Origin of the sequence: Achromobacter mucicolens, from assembly GCF_902859725.1 — a bacterium.
In the GTDB taxonomy this organism is placed as follows: domain Bacteria; phylum Pseudomonadota; class Gammaproteobacteria; order Burkholderiales; family Burkholderiaceae_B; genus Achromobacter; species Achromobacter mucicolens.
Window position 1 is genome coordinate 1 of the sequence record NZ_CADIJP010000007.1, and the last position, 17,078, is coordinate 17,078.

Consider the following 17,078-nt stretch of genomic DNA (forward strand, 5'->3'; position numbering starts at 1 on the left):
CGGCTGCACGCCGCCCGCTGCGGGCATGGCCTGCGCCTGCGGGCCGGGCGCGGCGTCCGCGCGCGGCACCGGGATCGGCATCAACGGCGGCTGGATCGGGCTGTCTTGCGGAGCCGCGGCGCCGCCCGGAGGCAGCGGCTTGACCGAGGTGTCGACGCCATCCGTCGAGCGGTTGTTGTTCAGGAAATCGGTGAGCGCGTCGCCGGAAGACAGGTCCAGCGAGGCCACTGCCTGGCCGGGCGGGAATTCGGAGAAGTAGTACTCGCCGTTGTCCACCAGCAGGCCATCGGGACGGGGCGCCGGCTTGGCCTGCGGCACGTCCTTGAGCACGGGCTGCATGTAGTCCAGCCAGGTGGACAGCGCCAGGCCGCTGCCGAACTCGTTGGTGCCCAGCGACTTTGGCTGATCAAAGCCCATCCACACGGTGGTGGCCAGGGTCTGCGTGAAGCCCGAGAACCAGACGTCGACGGCGTCGTTCGTGGTGCCGGTCTTGCCGCCGATGTCGTTGCGTTTGAGCACCTGATGCGCACGGGCGGCGGTGCCGTTGACGGTGACGTCGCGCAGGATGTCGTCCATGACCCAGGCGGTGCGCGGGTCGATGGCGCGCGCCTGCGCATCGCCGGCCACGACGGGTTGCGCCTTCATCAGCACGTTGCCGGAGCGGTCCGTGACGTGGTCGATGAGGTAGGGCGTCACGCGATAGCCGCCGTTGGCGAACACGCTGTAGCCATTGACGACCTGCAGCGGCGTGGCGCCGCCCGCGCCCAGGGCAAGCGGCAGCACGGCCGGCCAGCGCGACTTGTCGAAGCCGAACCGCGTCAGGTAGTCCTGGGCATATTGCGGGGAGATCGCCTGCAGGATGCGGATCGACACCATGTTCTTGGATCGCATGAGGCCCTGGCGCAGGGTCAGCATGGGTTCGTACTTGTTGCCGTCGTTCTTGGGCTGCCAGGCCTTCGATCCCGTCTGCTCGGCCGTCAGCATGAAGGGCTGGTCGGAAATCTGCGTGGCGGGCGTCAGGCCCCGTTCCAGCGCGGCCGCGTAAACGAACGGCTTGATGTTCGATCCGGGCTGGCGCCAGGCCTGCGTGACGCGGTTGAAGTGGCCGCGATTGAAGTCAAAGCCGCCGATCATGGCGCGGATGGCGCCATCCTGCGGCACCATCGACACCAGCGCGGCCTGCAGCGCCGGCATGTTGATGATTTCCCAGTTGTCGCCGTTCTTGTGGATGTAGACGACGGAACCGCGGCGGATGCGCTGGGTGTCGCTGGCCTTGGGATTGAGCGCGCGGGCGACAACCGCCAGGGCCTTCTTGTCCGAGATCGTGATGATGTCGCGTCCGCTGCGGGCCACGGTGACTTCGGTGGGGCTGGCGGCCAGCACGACGGCGGCGAGCAGGTCTTCGCTGTCGGGCGACTTTTCCTGCACGCCATCCAGGACCTCGTCGAGCGCTTGCGGATCCTTTTCCACGCCGTCGGGCAGGTCGACCTGGTCTTCCGGACCCGGATAGACGGCGCGGCGCGTGTAATCGATGATGCCGTCGCGCACGGCGCGGTAGGCGGCTTCCTGGGCCTTGGAATCGATCGTGGTGTAGACGTCGATGCCCTGCGAGTACGTGTTTTCCTGGAAGACGCCGTACATCAGCTGGCGGGCCAGCTCGGCCGGATAGTCGCCATGCACCGCGAAGCCGCGCGCGCTGCTGCCGTCCGAGCCGCGGATCGTGAGGCGCTGCTTCAGGGCCTCTTCGGTCTGCTCCGGCGTCAGGTAGCCCAGCGTCTTCATGCGGCCCAGCACGTAATGCTGGCGGATTTCCGCGCGCGGGAAGTTGGTGATGGGGTTAAAGCGCGAGGGCGCCTTGGGAATGCCGGCCAGCATGGCGGCTTCGGCCGGCGTGACTTCCGACAGCGGCTTGCCGAAGTACGTGCGGGAGGCGGCCGCAAACCCATAGGCGCGATGACCCAGATAGATCTGGTTCATGTAGAGCTCGAGGATCTGGTCCTTGGTGAGCTCGGATTCAATCTTGAACGTCAGCAGCAGTTCATAGAACTTGCGCGAGTAGGTCTTCTCCGACGACAGATAGAAGTTGCGCGCAACCTGCATCGTGATCGTGCTGCCGCCCTGGGACTTGGAGCCCTTGACGATGTTGGTCAGCACGGCGCGTGCAACGCCCATCCAGTCGACGCCGCCGTGGCTGTAGAAACGGTCGTCCTCGGCCGCCAGCACGGCTTGGCGCATTACCGGGGGGATCTCGTCGAAACGCAGCACGTTGCGGTGCTCTTCGCCGTACTCGCCGATCAAGACCTTGTCCGCGGTGTAGATGCGCAGCGGCACGCGCGGCCGGTAGTCGGTCATCGCGTGCAGGTCGGGCAGGCTGGGCCACGCCAAGGCCAGCGCGAGGCCGAGCAGGATGGCGCCGCACACGGCTGCGCCGGCGGCTGCGATGCCCGCTTTGACCAGGAGAGGTTTCCAGGGAAGGCCCGATTTGCCGCCCGGGTTGGCGGAGGATTGCTGGGGGGTGCTCATTGCAGGCGATTCTAGGTCAGAACGCTATAGACCGCCCAGGGCGCAATAAGGTTTCGGTAACGAAATCTGCCCGCCCAGGATGAATTCAGCTTAGTGTCAGGCGCTTGCAGCGCCGGGGACGGATTGCAGGTAGCGCTGCGGCGGCGCGCCAAGCGCGCGGTGGAACATGGCCGAGAACGCGCTGGCGCTACGGTAGCCAAGGTCCGCGGCGATCCGCGCGACGGGCTCGCCCAGCGACAGGCGGCACACGGCGTCGGCCAGGCGCACCTGCTGCACCCATTGGCGGTAGTTCAACCCCAGTTCGCTTTGAAACAATCGGATCAATGTGCGGCCGCTGGCGCCGATCTCGCTGCCCCAGTCGTCGATGCCGCGCTGCAGGCCGGGCTGGTCCAGGATGGCCGCGCAAATGGCTTGCAGGCGCCGGTCGCGCGGCCAGGGGATCTGAATCGGCACGACACGGGCCGCGGCCAGTTCGGCCAGGATCAACCCGGCGATCTGTTCGATCCGTCCCCCGAGCGGGTAGTCGATGGGCTCGGCCGTCAGCGCCAGAATCAGTTCGCGCAACAGGCCGCTGACCTCGATCACCTGGCACTGGGGCCAGTAGCCAGCGGCCGCCTCGGCCTGGATGTAGAGCGAACGCATGGAGACCGCGCCCACCATGTCCACGCCGTGCGGCACGCCGGCCGGCACCCAGAGCGCGCGCAGCGGCGGCAGGGCCCAGAAGCCGCTGGGGGTGGTGACGCGCATCACGCCTTCGATGGCGTAGATGAGCTGCGCGCGGGGGTGCGAATGCGAGCCGGTCTGCGCGCCCGCGGGAAATTCCTTGGCCATTGCCGTCACGACGCGCGGGCGATGCTGGTAGTCCTGGGCATTGATGCTGCGCGCGGGATCGGGGGCTGGACGCACGACCATGGTGTCACTTCCGGCAAAAGGATGAGGGGACGCCCAAAAGCGCAGTGCGCCTATTTTGTCACTTTGGCGACGAAAATTGGCAGATCGCGCGGACGCCGGATTTCTACACTTGAGGCCTGGTTCCGGCGTCCGGCCGGCTGTCCTTCCCCCTGGCTTTCCTTCCCACTCCTTGCGCGACCCATGAACTCCGCCCAGAATCCCGCCGCCGGCCTGGCTGCCACTCCGCCCGCGGCACCGGCCGCCTCGTCCGATCCCTCCACCGCCTTCAAGGTGTTGGGCGCCATCAGCGTGGCGCATCTGATGAACGACATGATCCAGTCGATCCTGCTCGCCATCTATCCGATGCTCAAGGATTCGTTCAGCCTGACGTTCACGCAGATCGGCCTGATCACGCTGGTCTACCAGCTTGCCGCGTCGTTGCTGCAGCCTTTCATCGGCTTGTATACCGACCGGCATCCCAAACCGTACTCGCTGCCGGTGGGCATGGGGTTCACGCTGGTGGGCCTCTTGCTGCTGTCGATGGCGCCGTCCTTCGGTTGGCTGCTGGTGGCGGCGGTGCTGGTGGGCACGGGTTCGTCGGTGTTTCACCCCGAGTCGTCGCGGGTGGCGCGCATGGCGTCGGGGGGGCGGCACGGGTTGGCGCAGTCGCTATTCCAGGTGGGCGGCAATGTGGGATCGGCGCTGGGACCGCTTCTGGCCGCGCTGGTCATCATTCCGCACGGACAGGGCAGCGTGGCGTGGTTTTCGGTGGCGGCGCTGTTCGGCATCGGGGTGCTGATGTGGATCGGCCGCTGGTACAGCGCCAACCGCGTGCTGCTCAAGCCGCGCGCGCGGCGCGAGGGCGCGGACAATGGGCTCACGCGCAATCAGGTGATGGGCGCGTTGGCCGTGCTGGGCGTGCTGGTGTTCTCGAAGTACTTCTATCTGGCCAGCCTGAACAGCTACTTCACCTTCTACCTGATCGACAAATTCGCGCTGTCGGTGCGCGAGGCGCAGCTGTATCTCTTCCTGTTCCTGGCCGCCGTGGCGGTGGGCACCGTCGTGGGCGGACCGGTCGGCGACCGCATCGGCCGCAAGATCGTGATCTGGGTGTCGATCCTGGGCGTGGCGCCTTTCACGCTGATGCTGCCGCACGCGAACCTGTTCTGGACGGGCGTGCTGGTGGTCATCATCGGCGTGGTGCTGGCCTCGGCGTTCTCGGCGATCGTGGTCTATGCCCAGGAACTGGTGCCGGGCAAGGTGGGGATGATCGCGGGGCTGTTCTTCGGCTTTGCGTTCGGCATGGGCGGCCTAGGCGCGGCGGTGCTGGGCAGGCTGGCCGACGCCACCAGCATTGGCCATGTCTATCAGCTATGCGCCTACCTGCCGCTGCTGGGCGTCGTGGCCATCCTGTTGCCAAAGATGCGGCGCGTGTAGGGGCGTCCGCCAGGATCGCAAGAATGCCGGCGCCAAACGTACGCGCCACGCCCGTCGGGCGTGGTCGCGGCGCTTATGGCTGGGCCGTCGACGGACGGAACTTTACGGATATTTGCGCAAGTTAACTGTCAATTACTGCAAAGGGAACGTCACGGCGCGGGCGCCTTGGCGTATTCTGTCGTCGCAGGCCGTGCGATCGTCTTGGCGCGGGCGGTAAAGGTTCTGAACGTTCAGGCGCGCGTTGCCCATGTGGGCAAACGCGCAGCACGTCGTTTTGCCGTTCTGGTAACAAAAAGCATCAAAAATGCTGACGTGTAACGCGTTATCGAGTGCGAACCCAGTGCAACTGCAATTCCCAACGGCGGGGCAGGCCCAGAAGGCCTGAGCCGGAACAACCATGACGACTAGCTTGTTTTTCCTGATGTGGGGGCTCGCCACGGCGCTGGCGTTGCCGCTGCTGCTGCCGTTTCATGGCCGCGGCGTCGAAGGCGTGCCCGCTTTCATGGCGGCCAATGCGCTGGCCGTGCTGTCGATGCTGGCCTACGCGTGCGCCGACATGATGCCGCCCGCGGCCTATGTGATGGTGTCCAACGCGGCCTGGGCCGTGTCCGCCGCGCTGGTGTACATCGGCGTGCGCCAGTTCTTCGGCTTGCATCCGCATATCCTGCGCACGACCGTGTTGTGCTCGCTGTGCACGTTCGGCTTTGCGCTGCTGCTGTATCGCAACGACAGCCTGCTGTCGCGGATGATGCTGTATTCCGGCTACACCTGCGTGCTGATGGCGGCAACGGGCTGGGTCATTTTCCAGCAGCGGCGGCGCATCCAGACCAAAGGCGTCGTTCTCTATCTGCTGCTGGCCTTCTTCGGGCTGGTGGGACTGCACGCGCTGCGCGTGTATGTCTACGGCGCGGGTGTGGAAGTGCCGGTATCCCTGTTGCAGCCGTCGGCGTGGGGCCTGTTCTTCATCGTGTGCGGCTCCGTCACGGTGCCCGGCCTGTTTCTGGCGCTGCTCTTCATGATCCAGTCCAGCCAGGCGGAAAAGATGCAGGCCGCGCTGACGTTCGACAGCCTGACGCAGGCCTACTCGCGGCGCAGCATCCTGGACGAGCTGGAACGAGAGCTGCAACGCTGCGAGCGCACCGGCGGGAAGCTGGCGGTGCTGGTGCTGGACATCGATCATTTCAAATCCATCAACGACCGCTATGGGCACGCGGGCGGCGACACCGCGCTACGGCACTTCGCGCGCGTGGTGCAGAACGCGGTCCGGTCGAGCGACCGCTTCGGACGCATGGGCGGCGAGGAATTCGTGCTGCTGATGTACGACTGTGATCCGGCGAACGCGCTGGTGCAGGCGCAGCGCGTCTGCGACGCCTTGCGCGACATGCCGCTTTACCTGCAGGGGCTGGAAGTGCGGATGACCACGAGCGGGGGGCTGGCGTCCTATCAGCCCGGCGATAGCGCCGACGTGATCCTGGCGCGGGCCGACGTGGCGCTGTATCGGGCCAAGGAACAGGGGCGCGACCGGGTGGAAATGGCCTGGAGCGGCCGGGGGATGGTGCGGGCAGGCGGCGGCCACCCGGCCGCCGCCACGAATGCCCTGGAGGCCGAAGCCGCGGGCACTACGGCTTGAGGTGTTCCGTCAGGAACTTCTCCATGGCCTCGTAGAACTCGAACTTGTTCTCGTCGTTGTGAAAGCCGTGGCCTTCGTTGTCCTTGACCATGTATTCCACATCGACGCCGCGAGCCTTGAGCGCCGATACCATCTGATCGCTCTCGTCCTTGTTCACGCGCGGATCCTTGGCGCCCTGCGCCACGAATAGCGGCGTGCGGATCTTGTCCGCATGCAGCGCCGGCGACGTGGCGGTCAGGCGGTCGCGGTCCCGCACCGGGTCGCCCACCATGTCCTGCATCTTGTCCAGCATCGGCTTCCAGTAGGGCGGAATCGACTTCATGAACGTAAAGAGGTTGGACACGCCCACGTAGTCCACCGCCGCGGCGTACAGGTCCGGCGTGAAGGCCACGCCGGCCAGCGTGGCGTAGCCGCCGTAGCTGGCGCCATAGATGCCGATGCGCTTCGGATCGGCGATGCCTTGCTCGACCAGCCATTCGACGCCATCGGTGATGTCGTCCTGCATCTTCAGGCCCCATTGTCCGAAGCCCGCTTCCCAGAAGTCGCGACCGTAGCCGGTGGATCCGCGGAAGTTCATCTGCAGGACGCAGAATCCGCGGTTGGCCAGGAATTGCACTTCTGGGTTGTAGCCCCAGCCGTCGCGGGCCCAGGGGCCGCCGTGCGGGTTGACGACGCAAGCCAGGTTCTTGGGCGCGCGGCCCGCGGGCAGCGTCAGGTAGCCGTGAATGGTGCGGCCGTCGCGGCTTTGGTAGCTGATGGGCTGCACCCGCGACATATCGGCCTCGGGGATCGCCGGATTCAGGTCCGCCAGCTTGGTCAGCGTGCCGGCCACCGCGTCATAGATGTAGCGCGAGCCGGGCGTGCGGTCGTTGTAGGCGGCGACGATGAACTTGTTTTCGTCGCGGTTGCCGCCCTGCAGGACGACGTCGTAGCCTGGCAGGCGCTCGGCAAGGGTCTTGTAAAGCGCTTCGGTTTCGGCGTCGAAGAACTTGTACTGCGGTTTGTCGGTCTGGTAGGACGCGACGGTCAGCACGCGGCGCTTGCGCGAGAATGCCGCGCCGTCCAGGTCGACCGCGTCGGGCGTGAAGATGACGTCTTCAACGTCCGGCGTGGCCGGGTCGATGACGACCAGCGAAAGCTTGTCGCGGCCGCGGTTGCTGAGCGCGTAGAACTTCTTGTCGTCGAATGTGAAGAACGCGGGGCTGACGCTGGTGCGGTAGTCGGTGCTGATGAGGGGGCGGAAGTCGGAGGCTTCGTCGTCGCGGTAGAGCAGGGTGGTGTTCAGCCCGTCGCTGGCGACGGCGGCGCGCACCTTGCCGGCGTGGTCGGTCTGCCAGCCGACGATGTTGCCCGGGTTCTGCGCCACCAGCACGGCCGCGCCGGTGTGGACGTTGACGCGGTAGACGTCGAAGACTTCGGGGTCGCGCTGGTTGTGACTGATCAGCACATGGTCGGGATCGTCTTCCAGGTCGTCTTCGATGCCCGCGCGCACGCCCTCGTAGGGCGTCAGGTCGGTGATCGTGCCGGTCTTGGCATTGGCGGCCAGGACATGGAAGTTCTCGTCACCGCCAAAATCCTTCTGGTAGAGCACCACGTCCGCGCCCTTCCAGAAGTAGGCGCTGATGTCGCGAGCGGTCTCGCGGGTCAGTTGGCGGGGCTCGCCGACGAGCTCGCTGCCTTGCAGGGGCTGCACATAGATGTTCATGCGGGCCGGATTGCCGTCCACGCTGGTCGGCTGCATGAACGAGAGCGTCTGGCCGTCGTCCGAGAGCCGGAAAAAGCCGCGATCCGGGTTGCGGAAGAAATCTTTCAGGGGATAGGCGCGAGGAGGCGGCTGCGTGGCGCAGGCACCCAATGAGGCGCCGACAATGCCGGCCGCCAGGACGGTGCGCAGGAATGAGAACAAGGGAAACCTCCGTGATGTCGATCCGCGTTGCAATGGCCGGTCGATAATGCCATAGCCGCGCGAGGGGTGTCGAACCGGCCCTACTTATGCCGCCAGTCGGTTTGCGGGATAATCGCGGCAATTCTTCTGGAGATTTACATGTACAGGAATCTGGTCGCGGCCTCGGCGCTGGCCCTGGGGCTGGCCGGCTGCTCGCTCGGCATTTCGCCGGACAGCGCGTCGCCGCACAGTGAATTCAAGGCGCCGGTGGCGTTCAAGGACGCCTACGATGCGGTCATCCGCCAGTCCAACGCCTGCCTGCGTAGCACCGACAACGCCTACCGTGTCGTGTCCGACCTGAACGAAAGCGCGCAAACCGGTGTGGTGCGCGTGCTGGCGCCGTACTCCGATCGCGAAATGTCGCGCGTGGACCTGAAGTCGCTGGGCCCGAAGTCCACGGACGTGCGCATCGTGATGTGGGGCAAGGGCACGTGGGACGCCGCCGCGATGCGCGCCATGCAGGATTCCGTCTACTACGGGCTGGTGTCGTGCAGCACGTACATGCCGCTGGATCCGCGTCCGCCCGTCAAGCCGTCGCGCGACCTGCCCAGGTAGGACAGGCAGCCCGGTAAGGTCAGTCGCCGCCCGGACGGCGGCGGATGATCTTGAAGGTGGCGGTGGCGCGCGCGACAAGTTCGCCGTCAGCGCGGCGGATGTCGCCCTCGCAGAAGGCGATGGAGGCGCCGCGGCGCAGGCAGCGCGCCTCGATGACCAGATCGCCAGTGCCGGGCGACAGGAACGTGGTGTTCATGTCGATGGTGGCCATGCCTTCGGTGGCGTCAGCCGAGCCGCGGGCGGCGGCGCTCAGGGTGAAGTCCAGCACGCTCATCAGCGTGCCGCCGTGCACATCGCCGCGGCTGTTGGTCAAGTCTTCGCGCCACGGCAGCGTCGTGCGGGCGTAAGCGGGCGCGATGCTTTCCGGCACCAGGCCGATGAAACTCATGAAAGGAATGGTCAGGCCGAAGTAGTCGGTGTTGGCGCGGGCGGGTGCAGTCATGGATCCGTCGGGGGCAAGAAGGGATAGCGAATTGTCGCCGGTCATAATATATGTTTTTGCCACGGGATTGAGGCCATGACGGGGCAGGCGCCCGCGCAGTCCGCGCGCAAGATCGTGCATGTGGACATGGATGCTTTCTATGCGTCCGTGGAGCAGCGCGACAACCCCGACCTGCGAGGCAAGCCGGTGGTCGTGGCCTGGACGGGACCGCGCTCGGTGGTGTGCGCGGCCTCGTACGAGGCGCGGCGCTACGGCATCCATTCCGCCATGTCGGCCATCAAGGCCGAACGTCTTTGCCCGCACGCGATCTACGTGCCGCCCGATTTCAACCGCTACCGCGACGTGTCGCGCCAGGTGCGGCAGATATTCGCCCGCCATACCGATCTGATCGAACCCTTGTCGCTGGACGAGGCCTACCTGGACGTCACGGTCAACAAGTGCGGGCTGCCTTCGGCCACCGAGGTGGCGCAGGTGATCCGCCAGCAGATTCGCGAGGAAACCGGCCTGACCGCGTCGGCGGGCGTGGCGCCAAACAAGTTCCTGGCCAAGATCGCCTCGGACTGGAACAAGCCGGATGGGCTGTTCGTGGTGCGGCCGAGCAAGGTGCTAGCGTTTCTGGAGCCCTTGCCGGTGCGCAAGGTGCCGGGCGTGGGCAAGGTCACGCAGGCGCGGCTGGAGCAGCTTGGGATCCAGACGGTGGGCGACCTGGCGACGCACAGCGCGCAGGAACTTGAGCACTATTTCGGCCGCTACGGCAGGCGCCTGTATGAACTGGCGCGCGGCATCGACGAACGCGAGGTGCAGACGGACCAGCCGCTGCAGCAGGTGTCCGCGGAAACCACGTTTTCCAACGATGTCCGGCTGGACGCCGTGGGCGAAGCGCTGGACCGCATGGCGGAAAAGGTGTGGGATCAGGCGCTGAAGAAGGGCGCCTTGGGACGCACGGTGGTGCTCAAGCTGAAGACCGACCGCTTCCGCATCCTGACGCGCAGCCAGACCTGCGCGCAGCCGCCCGCATCCGCCCTGGAACTGGCCGCGCTGGCACGGCTGCTGTGCGAACGGGTCGAACTGCCGCCGGACACGCTGTACCGGCTGGCGGGAGTGGGGATGAGCAACTTCGCAGACCCGGCGGAGCAGTCGCGCCAGCCGGATCTGTTTGGGGGGGCGTTTTAGTTCGCGAGGCGGGCCTTGACCTGCTGCGACAGCGCGGTCATGTCGGCGCGGCCGGCCAGATTCTGCTTGAGGATTGCCATTACCTTGCCCATCGCGGGCGCGCCCGTCACGCCTTGCGCGGCCACTTCCGCCAGCGCGGCGTCGATGGCGGCGGCCACTTCCTCGGGCGTCGCGGCCTGGGGCAGGAATTCCTGCAGCACGGCGAGTTCGCCCTTTTCCTGCTCGGCGGTTTCCGTGCGGCCGGCCTGCTCGAACGCGGCGATCGACTCGCGGCGCTGCTTGACCTGCTTTTCGATGATGGCGGTGATTTCGGCGTCGGACAGATCGCGGCGTTCGTCCACTTCCTTCTGCTTGACGGCAGCCAGCAGGAATCGCAGCGTGGTCAGGCGCTCGGTGGCCTTGGCGCGCATCGCGTCCTTGACGGCGTCGGACAGGCGGGTCTTGAGCGTAGCAGTGCTCATCGGTAAACCTTTGTGGTGTTGCGGTAATCGGGAAGTGTAAACCGGGCCGGGGCGCACCGGGCGGCCCCGGCCCGTTGCGGTTACTTCACCGTGGCGAGGTCGCCGCGCAGCGCAACGCCTGCCACCATGGCGCCGGCGTGGCACTCGTAATCGGTGGTGCTGCGGTATTCGTTCTTGCGGTAGTAGCTGACGATATTGGTGACGGCATTGGCGCCGGCCTTCTTCGCGGCTTCATGCAGCGCGATCACGGCGGACTGAGCCACCCACACGCAAGCCTCTTCGTCCTTTTTGGCAAAGGCGTTCGTCTTGCGGTTGGTGACCACGCCGGCCTCCAGCACCTTGCCCTTGGGGCCCGTGCCGGCCAGGTAGAACTTGACGCTGCCGTCGATCTTGCCGGCATCCTGCGCGGCCTTGATGGCGGCCGCGAGGGGCAGATGGACGGTGCGATCCGCGGCCAGGACCGGGGCGGTCAGGGCAAACGACACGGCCAGCGCGCCAGCGAGCTTGCAATGGAGGGTCATGACTTGCATTCCTTGATGAGACGTTGGAAAAGCGGGAAAGCCGGACGAGCGGCGCTGGCCGGCGTCAGGGCCAGCGCTTGAAGATCAGGGACGTGTTGATGCCGCCGAACGCGAAGTTGTTGTTCATCACGTATTCGTTGCTCATGCGCCGGCCGTCTCCGTCCAGATAGTCGAGCTCGCCGCACAGCGGATCGACATTCTGCAGATTCAACGTGGGCGCGTACCAGTCGTTCCTGAGCATCTCGATGCTGAACCACGATTCCAGCGCGCCGCAGGCGCCCAGCGTGTGGCCCAGGTAGCTTTTCTGCGAACTGATCGGCATGCGGCTGCCAAAGAGGCCGGAAGTCGCCTGCGTTTCGGCCACGTCGCCTTGTTCGGTCGCGGTGCCGTGTCCATTCACGTAGCCGATCGCCTCGGGCGGAAGGCCGGCGTCGGCCAGCGCCATCTCCATCGCGATGCGCATGGTGGCCGCTTCGGGCCGGGTGATGTGCGTGCCGTCCGAATTGCTGCCAAAGCCCACGATCTCCGCGTGGATGTGCGCGCCGCGGGCCTGGGCGTGTTCCAGCGATTCCAGCACCAGCATGCCGCTGCCTTCACCGATGACCAGTCCGTCGCGGTCGCGGTCGTAGGGGCGGGGCGTCAGTTCCGGCGTGTCGTTCTTCTGGCTGGTTGCGTACAGCGCGTCGAACACCAGCGCCTCGCTGGGGCACAGTTCTTCGGCGCCGCCCGCCAGCATCAGGTCCTGGCGGCCGTAGCGGATGGCCTCGTAGGCGTAGCCGATGCCCTGGCTGCCGGACGTGCATGCGCTGGAGGTCGGGATGATCCGGCCCTTCAGTTCGAAGAAGATGCCGATGTTGGCCGCGGTGGTGTGCGGCATCATGCGCACGTAGGAATTGGCGTTCAGGTCATCCGTCACGCCGTTCAGCAGCATGTTGCCGAACGCGCGGATTTCCGCGGTGCTGCCCACCGACGATCCGCAGGCCACGCCCATGCGCCCGTCGGTGATGCTGCGCTCGCCCAGCAGGCCGGCGTCGGCCAGGGCGTTTTCGGCGGCGCGCACCGCCAGCTGCGAAACCCGGCCCATGCTGCGCAACTGCTTGCGCGTCCAGTGCTTGGGCGGCTGGAAGTTTTCGACCGGGCCGCCCAGGCGGGTGTTCAGTTCCGTGTAGCGCGACCAGTCGGGCATGACGCGAATGGCGCTGCGGCCCGCCTGGAAAGCCTGCTGGATGGCCTGCCATTCCGATCCCAGGGCGCTGATGCCGGCCATGCCGGTGACAACGACGCGTTTCATCAGCAAAGTCCTCCGTTTACGGCGATGACCTGGCGCGTGATGTACGCGGCGCCGGGCGACATCAGGAATGCCACCGTCGCGGCGACCTCTTCGGGCCGGCCCATGCGCTGCGCCGGGATGGCCTTCAGGATTTCCTCGACGGGCACCTGCTCGTCGATCATGTCCGTATCGATCAGACCGGGCGCCACGCAGTTCACGGTGATGTGGCGTTTGGCCAGTTCCACGGCCAGCGCCTTGGCGGCGCCGATGAGGCCGGCCTTGGAGGCGCTGTAGTTGACCTGTCCGCGGTTGCCGACCAATCCGGAGACCGAGGTCATGCACACCACGCGACCCGCCGCGCGGCGGCGGATCATGGGCATCGCCAGCGGGCTCATCACGTTGTAGAAACCGTCCAGGTTGGTCCGCAGCACCTGGTCCCAGTCGTCGCCCGTCAGGGCGGGGAACGCGCCATCGCGCGTCAGGCCGGCATTGAGCACCACGCCGTAATACGCGCCGTGCGCGTCGACGTCTGCCTGCAGCACCGCGGCGCACTGCGCGCGGTCGGCCACGTCGAATTGAAGGATGCGGGCCTGGCGGCCACGGGCCTGCACCTCGGCCTGGACGGCCTCGGCCTGCGCGCGCTGTTGGCGGCAATGCAGCACCAGATCGTGGCCCGCGTCGGCCAGGGCCAGCGCGATGGCGCGGCCGATGCCGCGGCTCGAGCCGGTGACGAGAATGGGGTCGGCGCTCATTGGGGGGCTTGTTCCTGCATAAGGGTGTTGGGGTCGCTGGGCTGATAGACGTTGAGGCGGGCTTGGGCCAGCACGCGCGCGCCCTCGCGCAGTTCGCATTCGAAGACGCTCATGCCGCTGGCGTCGATCAGGCCGCGTTCGACGTGGATGGTGAGGGCGGCGCCGGCGGGCAACGATGCGTCGTGGCATTCGTAGCGCCGCGTGCCAAGCAGGAAGCCGAGCTTGACGGCTTCGTTGGCCTGGCGGGCCTGGCAACCTGCCCAGGCGCCGACGGCCTGCGCCATCAGTTCCATGCCGAGCCAGGGTGGCAGGGAGCCGTCGGGCAGCGAGTAGGGGCCCGGCCGCACGACGGCCTGGGCGGTAAGGCTGTCCGCGTCATGGTGGGTGACCGCGTCGAGCAGGATCATGTCGCCCGCGTGCGGCAGCAGGCTGGCGATGGGCCACGTTGTCATGGCTGGCCTCCCAGCACCAGGCTGGCATTGTTGCCGCCGAAGGCGAACGAGTTGCTCATGGCGAGCCGCCGCCGGCCCGCCGGGTAGCGGTGCGCGGACGTGCTGAAGTCCAGCGCCGGCAGCGCCGGATCCGGTTGGCCATCCCAAACATGGGGCATCAGCGCGCCCTGGGTGTTGGCGGAGGACAGGGTGATCCAGGCCAGCGCGGCTTCCAGGGCGCCGGCCGCGCCCAGCGTGTGGCCGGTCAGCGCCTTGGTTGAAGCGCAGGGCACGCCGTTCGGAAACACTGCGTGCGTGGCGTGGCTTTCCATGGCGTCGTTGTGCGGCGTGCCGGTGCCGTGCAGATTGAGCCAGCCGATGCTGGCGGCATCCACGCCGGCCGATTGCAGCGCGGCCTGCATGGCCCGGCGCGCGCCTTCGCCGGTCGGGTCGGGCGCGGACATGTGCCAGGCGTCGGAGCTGGCGCCGCCGCCCAAGAGCGCCACGGCATTGGCATCGGCCGGATCGCGTTCCATCAGGAACAGCACGCCGGCTTCGCCGATGTTGATGCCGCGACGATGGGCCGAGAAGGGCGCGCACAGCGCTTCGTCGACGGCTTCGAGCGTCGCGAAGCCATTGATGGTCAGGCGGCAGAGCGTGTCGGCGCCGCCGCAGATCACTGCGTCGCACAGGCCCAGCTGCAGCAGCCTGCGCGCCGACAGCAGGGCGCGGGCGCTGGAGGTGCAGGCGGTGGACAGGGTGTAGGCCGGCCCCGTCACGCCCAGCCAGTCCGCAAGGAAGGCGGCGGGCGAGGACAGGGCCTGCCTGCGGTAGTCGTAGTCGTCCGGCCAGGCGCCGTGCGCGCGCAGATGGCGGAACGCGGGCGCATTGTCATTCACGCCGGACGTGCTGGTGCCCAGCACCACCGCGACCCGCGCGGCGCCGTGCCGGGCGATGGCGCCGCGCAGCCGGTCCTCGATCTGGAGGGCCGCCGCAAGCAGCAACTGGTTATTGCGGCTGTGGTGATGCGCGGGCATCTGCGGGGGCGCCGGCGGCAGCGCGGCGGTGACGGCGCCCAGCGTCAGCGTGCGGCCGTTCACCCAGCCGTCCTGGGCGCGCATGCCGCTCGTGTCGCCCGCGAAAGCGGCGCGGCCGACGGCGTCCACGCCAGCGCCCAGCGCGCAGACGATGCCGGGAGTGCCAAGCCAGGTCGTCATGGCTGCTCCTTCAGGGGGGTGATGCGCCACGTCACGCCGCTGGCGCTGCCGATCGACAACACCTGGTCTTGCGTGTCCGCGGGATAGGTGATCGTCCAGCGCACCTTGCCGCCGTCAAGCAGCAGGCGTTGCGTGGCGCCGCCTTGCGAGGCCGCGCGCCACGACGCCTGGCCGTAGGCCGCGTCAAGCTCGGCCTGCGGGGTCCAGGCAAACATCAGCGCCGCGAACAGATCGCGCGCCTGCGGGTTGGGCCGCATGAAACCATCGTTGCGCCATTGCCCGCGCTCCAGCATCTGCCGCGCCTGCGGCACGCCCATGGGGTCGAACAGCGACCACCGCAAGGCGGCGTCTTCGCGCTGGACCACCAGCAGCAGGTCCTGGGCGGGCTGGCCCGGCGCGGTCTGCACCACGTGCAACTGGCGCGGCAGCGAAAAACCGGCGTCGCGTGCGGGCAGGGGCGGCGCGCCCGCGCAGCCGGCCAGCGCCAGCAAGGCCAGCGTCATCGCCAGGGCGCGGCAGGCGGACAGGAAGGAGGCGGGATGGGCGGTCATGGCGGTTCAGGCGGGCTGGGCGAGCCTGTCGCCGCTGCGGCACAGCTCACTCAGCATGCGCAGGCGGCGATGCGGGTTGGCGACGAAGGGGTTGGTCGTGTCCCAGGCGTAGCCGGCCAGGATGGAGCTGATCATGCGGCGGATTTCTGGCTGCGCCTGCTGGTAGAAGACGACGTCCTGGAATTCGCCGGTGTACCAGCCCTGCACGTACGCGCGGAAGGTTTCCACGCCGATCATCAGCGGGTCGGCGAACTCGGCTTGCCAGTCCACCTGCGCGCCGCCCAATTGCCGGTGCAAGGCGTCCGCCGCCAGCTTGGACGAGCGCAGCGCGATGGTGACGCCGGACGAGAACACCGGATCCAGAAATTCCGCGGCGTTGCCCAATAGGGCGAAGCCGGGGCCGTGCAGGCGGGTGACGCTGGCGGAGTAACCGCCGATAGTGTTGGCCGGCGTGTCCCAGACGGCGTTCTTCAAGACGCGCTTCAGGTTGGGCGCGGCATCGGCCATGGCGCGCAACGTGGTCATCAGGTCCTCGCCGGGGCCGCCAAAAAGGTCATCGCCGCCCACCACGCCGAACGAGCAGCGGCCGTTGGAGAAGGGAATCAGCCAGTACCAGATGCCGCGCTGTTCAGGGTGAACCGTGATCAGGATCTTCTCCCGGTCAAAGCCGGGATCGTCGATACGGTCTTCGATGTGCGTGAAGATGGCCTTGCGGGGCGGCAGGCCGGAGGGGCGTTCCAGGTCCAGCAGACGTGCCAGCACGCGGCCGTAACCGCTGGCGTCCAGCACGAACTGGCTCTTGACCTGGTAGGCGGTGCCGTCCGCGCGGCGCACGTCCAGCAAGGGCCCGGCGCTGCCGAAGTCCGCGGCGGTGACTTCCTGCTGATAGCGCACCTCGACTCCCTGGCGCGCGGCATCGTCCGCCAGCACCTTGTCGAAGTGCGCGCGCTGCACCTGGAAGGTCGTGCCCGGCCCGGCGGTGAACTTGTCGCGGAAGTCGAAGAACGTGTAGGCGTCGCCGCAGGCGAACGCGGCGCCGTTCTTGACCTGGAAGCCCGCGGCCTGGACGGCAGGCAACATGCCGGCCTCTTCCACGAATTCCAGGCAATGCGCGAGCAGGCTTTCTCCGATGGAGAACCGGGGGAACTGCTGGCGCTCCAGCATGAGCACGTCGTGGCCCTGCCGCTTGAGCAGCGCCGCGGCAACCGCGCCGGCGGGGCCCGCCCCGATAACCACAACTTCCCGATGTTCCATGCTGGAGGTTTCCATGATTCCTTGG

Annotated in this window: 16 protein-coding genes; 4 read left to right on the plus strand and 12 right to left on the minus strand. The window is 67.3% G+C overall.

Translation table 11 applies throughout. From position 1 onward, the window contains the following. Positions 1 to 2,523: penicillin-binding protein 1A (locus tag HV786_RS10125; protein ID WP_175210714.1), on the minus strand; the 2,523-nt coding region annotated here is incomplete at its 3' end. A gap of 96 nt (positions 2,524 to 2,619) precedes the next feature. Further along, positions 2,620 to 3,435 carry an AraC family transcriptional regulator gene (locus HV786_RS10130; protein WP_062841859.1) on the minus strand — a complete coding sequence of 272 codons (816 nt, stop codon included), beginning with the start codon at positions 3,433 to 3,435 and terminating at the stop codon, positions 2,620 to 2,622. 180 nt (positions 3,436 to 3,615) lie between these two features. Between HV786_RS10130 and HV786_RS10135 the strand changes: the two genes are divergently transcribed. Further along, on the plus strand, positions 3,616 to 4,851 hold the full coding sequence (locus tag HV786_RS10135) for an MFS transporter (RefSeq protein WP_128827997.1): 1,236 nt from the start codon (positions 3,616 to 3,618) through the stop codon (positions 4,849 to 4,851). Positions 4,852 to 5,248: 397 nt separating this feature from the next. Then, entirely contained in the window at positions 5,249 to 6,481 is a 1,233-nt protein-coding gene (locus HV786_RS10140; protein WP_128827998.1) for a GGDEF domain-containing protein, read from the plus strand. Here HV786_RS10140 and HV786_RS10145 read toward each other — a convergent pair. Then, positions 6,471 to 8,387 (minus strand): S9 family peptidase, encoded by a 1,917-nt coding sequence (locus tag HV786_RS10145; RefSeq protein WP_128827999.1) that lies wholly within the window; start codon positions 8,385 to 8,387, stop codon positions 6,471 to 6,473. The two genes, HV786_RS10140 and HV786_RS10145, sit on opposite strands and share 11 nt — an antisense overlap. Positions 8,388 to 8,525: 138 nt before the next feature. On the opposite strand from HV786_RS10145, the gene HV786_RS10150 reads away from it, so the two are divergent. Further along, entirely contained in the window at positions 8,526 to 8,981 is a 456-nt protein-coding gene (locus HV786_RS10150) for a BPTD_2524 family lipoprotein (protein WP_128828000.1), read from the plus strand. Between the two features lie 19 nt (positions 8,982 to 9,000). Here the strand turns inward: HV786_RS10150 and HV786_RS10155 are convergent, their stop codons facing one another. Continuing rightward, on the minus strand, positions 9,001 to 9,423 hold the full coding sequence (locus HV786_RS10155; protein WP_063955853.1) for a PaaI family thioesterase: 423 nt from the start codon (positions 9,421 to 9,423) through the stop codon (positions 9,001 to 9,003). A gap of 75 nt (positions 9,424 to 9,498) precedes the next feature. On the opposite strand from HV786_RS10155, the gene dinB reads away from it, so the two are divergent. Then, positions 9,499 to 10,596, plus strand: coding sequence for a DNA polymerase IV (gene dinB / locus HV786_RS10160; RefSeq protein WP_128828001.1), 1,098 nt, complete (start codon positions 9,499 to 9,501; stop codon positions 10,594 to 10,596). Here dinB and HV786_RS10165 read toward each other — a convergent pair. The 8 genes from HV786_RS10165 to HV786_RS10200 form a co-directional block, all read right to left on the minus strand. After that, on the minus strand, positions 10,593 to 11,057 hold the full coding sequence (locus HV786_RS10165) for a GatB/YqeY domain-containing protein (RefSeq protein ID WP_128828002.1): 465 nt from the start codon (positions 11,055 to 11,057) through the stop codon (positions 10,593 to 10,595). The genes dinB and HV786_RS10165 overlap by 4 nt on opposite strands. 80 nt (positions 11,058 to 11,137) lie before the next feature. Next, positions 11,138 to 11,578, minus strand: a complete 441-nt coding sequence (locus HV786_RS10170) for an excinuclease (RefSeq protein ID WP_128828003.1) — start codon at positions 11,576 to 11,578, stop codon at positions 11,138 to 11,140. 64 nt (positions 11,579 to 11,642) lie between these two features. Further along, positions 11,643 to 12,869, minus strand: a complete 1,227-nt coding sequence (locus HV786_RS10175; protein ID WP_128828004.1) for a beta-ketoacyl-ACP synthase — start codon at positions 12,867 to 12,869, stop codon at positions 11,643 to 11,645. Next, positions 12,869 to 13,600, minus strand: coding sequence for a 3-oxoacyl-ACP reductase FabG (gene fabG / locus HV786_RS10180; protein ID WP_056315995.1), 732 nt, complete (start codon positions 13,598 to 13,600; stop codon positions 12,869 to 12,871). Before fabG ends, HV786_RS10175 begins: the two co-directional genes overlap by 1 nt. After that, a complete protein-coding gene (locus tag HV786_RS10185; protein WP_175210716.1) occupies positions 13,597 to 14,052 on the minus strand; it encodes a hotdog family protein in 456 nt (151 codons plus the stop codon). Before HV786_RS10185 ends, fabG begins: the two co-directional genes overlap by 4 nt. Beyond that, positions 14,049 to 15,248 carry a beta-ketoacyl-[acyl-carrier-protein] synthase family protein gene (locus HV786_RS10190; protein WP_175210718.1) on the minus strand — a complete coding sequence of 400 codons (1,200 nt, stop codon included), beginning with the start codon at positions 15,246 to 15,248 and terminating at the stop codon, positions 14,049 to 14,051. The genes HV786_RS10185 and HV786_RS10190 overlap by 4 nt, the downstream gene beginning before the upstream one ends. Further along, positions 15,245 to 15,799 carry a DUF3261 domain-containing protein gene (locus HV786_RS10195; RefSeq protein ID WP_175210720.1) on the minus strand — a complete coding sequence of 185 codons (555 nt, stop codon included), beginning with the start codon at positions 15,797 to 15,799 and terminating at the stop codon, positions 15,245 to 15,247. The genes HV786_RS10190 and HV786_RS10195 overlap by 4 nt, the downstream gene beginning before the upstream one ends. A 6-nt stretch (positions 15,800 to 15,805) precedes the next feature. Next, entirely contained in the window at positions 15,806 to 17,068 is a 1,263-nt protein-coding gene (locus tag HV786_RS10200; protein ID WP_252870086.1) for an NAD(P)/FAD-dependent oxidoreductase, read from the minus strand. Between the last annotated feature and the right edge of the window lie 10 nt (positions 17,069 to 17,078).

What these genes read in the sequence shown, in the direction of transcription:
- HV786_RS10170 (WP_128828003.1), bottom strand. Translation starts at nt 11,578, where the DNA reads ATGACCCTCCATTGCAAGCTCGCTGGCGCGCTGGCCGTGTCGTTTGCC.
- HV786_RS10130 (WP_062841859.1), bottom strand. Translation starts at nt 3,435, where the DNA reads ATGGTCGTGCGTCCAGCCCCCGATCCCGCGCGCAGCATCAATGCCCAG.
- HV786_RS10195 (WP_175210720.1), bottom strand. Translation starts at nt 15,799, where the DNA reads ATGACCGCCCATCCCGCCTCCTTCCTGTCCGCCTGCCGCGCCCTGGCG.
- HV786_RS10185 (WP_175210716.1), bottom strand. Translation starts at nt 14,052, where the DNA reads ATGACAACGTGGCCCATCGCCAGCCTGCTGCCGCACGCGGGCGACATG.
- HV786_RS10135 (WP_128827997.1), top strand. Translation starts at nt 3,616, where the DNA reads ATGAACTCCGCCCAGAATCCCGCCGCCGGCCTGGCTGCCACTCCGCCC.
- HV786_RS10155 (WP_063955853.1), bottom strand. Translation starts at nt 9,423, where the DNA reads ATGACTGCACCCGCCCGCGCCAACACCGACTACTTCGGCCTGACCATT.
- dinB (WP_128828001.1), top strand. Translation starts at nt 9,499, where the DNA reads ATGACGGGGCAGGCGCCCGCGCAGTCCGCGCGCAAGATCGTGCATGTG.
- fabG (WP_056315995.1), bottom strand. Translation starts at nt 13,600, where the DNA reads ATGAGCGCCGACCCCATTCTCGTCACCGGCTCGAGCCGCGGCATCGGC.
- HV786_RS10165 (WP_128828002.1), bottom strand. Translation starts at nt 11,057, where the DNA reads ATGAGCACTGCTACGCTCAAGACCCGCCTGTCCGACGCCGTCAAGGAC.
- HV786_RS10150 (WP_128828000.1), top strand. Translation starts at nt 8,526, where the DNA reads ATGTACAGGAATCTGGTCGCGGCCTCGGCGCTGGCCCTGGGGCTGGCC.
- HV786_RS10200 (WP_252870086.1), bottom strand. Translation starts at nt 17,068, where the DNA reads ATGGAAACCTCCAGCATGGAACATCGGGAAGTTGTGGTTATCGGGGCG.
- HV786_RS10175 (WP_128828004.1), bottom strand. Translation starts at nt 12,869, where the DNA reads ATGAAACGCGTCGTTGTCACCGGCATGGCCGGCATCAGCGCCCTGGGA.
- HV786_RS10140 (WP_128827998.1), top strand. Translation starts at nt 5,249, where the DNA reads ATGACGACTAGCTTGTTTTTCCTGATGTGGGGGCTCGCCACGGCGCTG.
- HV786_RS10190 (WP_175210718.1), bottom strand. Translation starts at nt 15,248, where the DNA reads ATGACGACCTGGCTTGGCACTCCCGGCATCGTCTGCGCGCTGGGCGCT.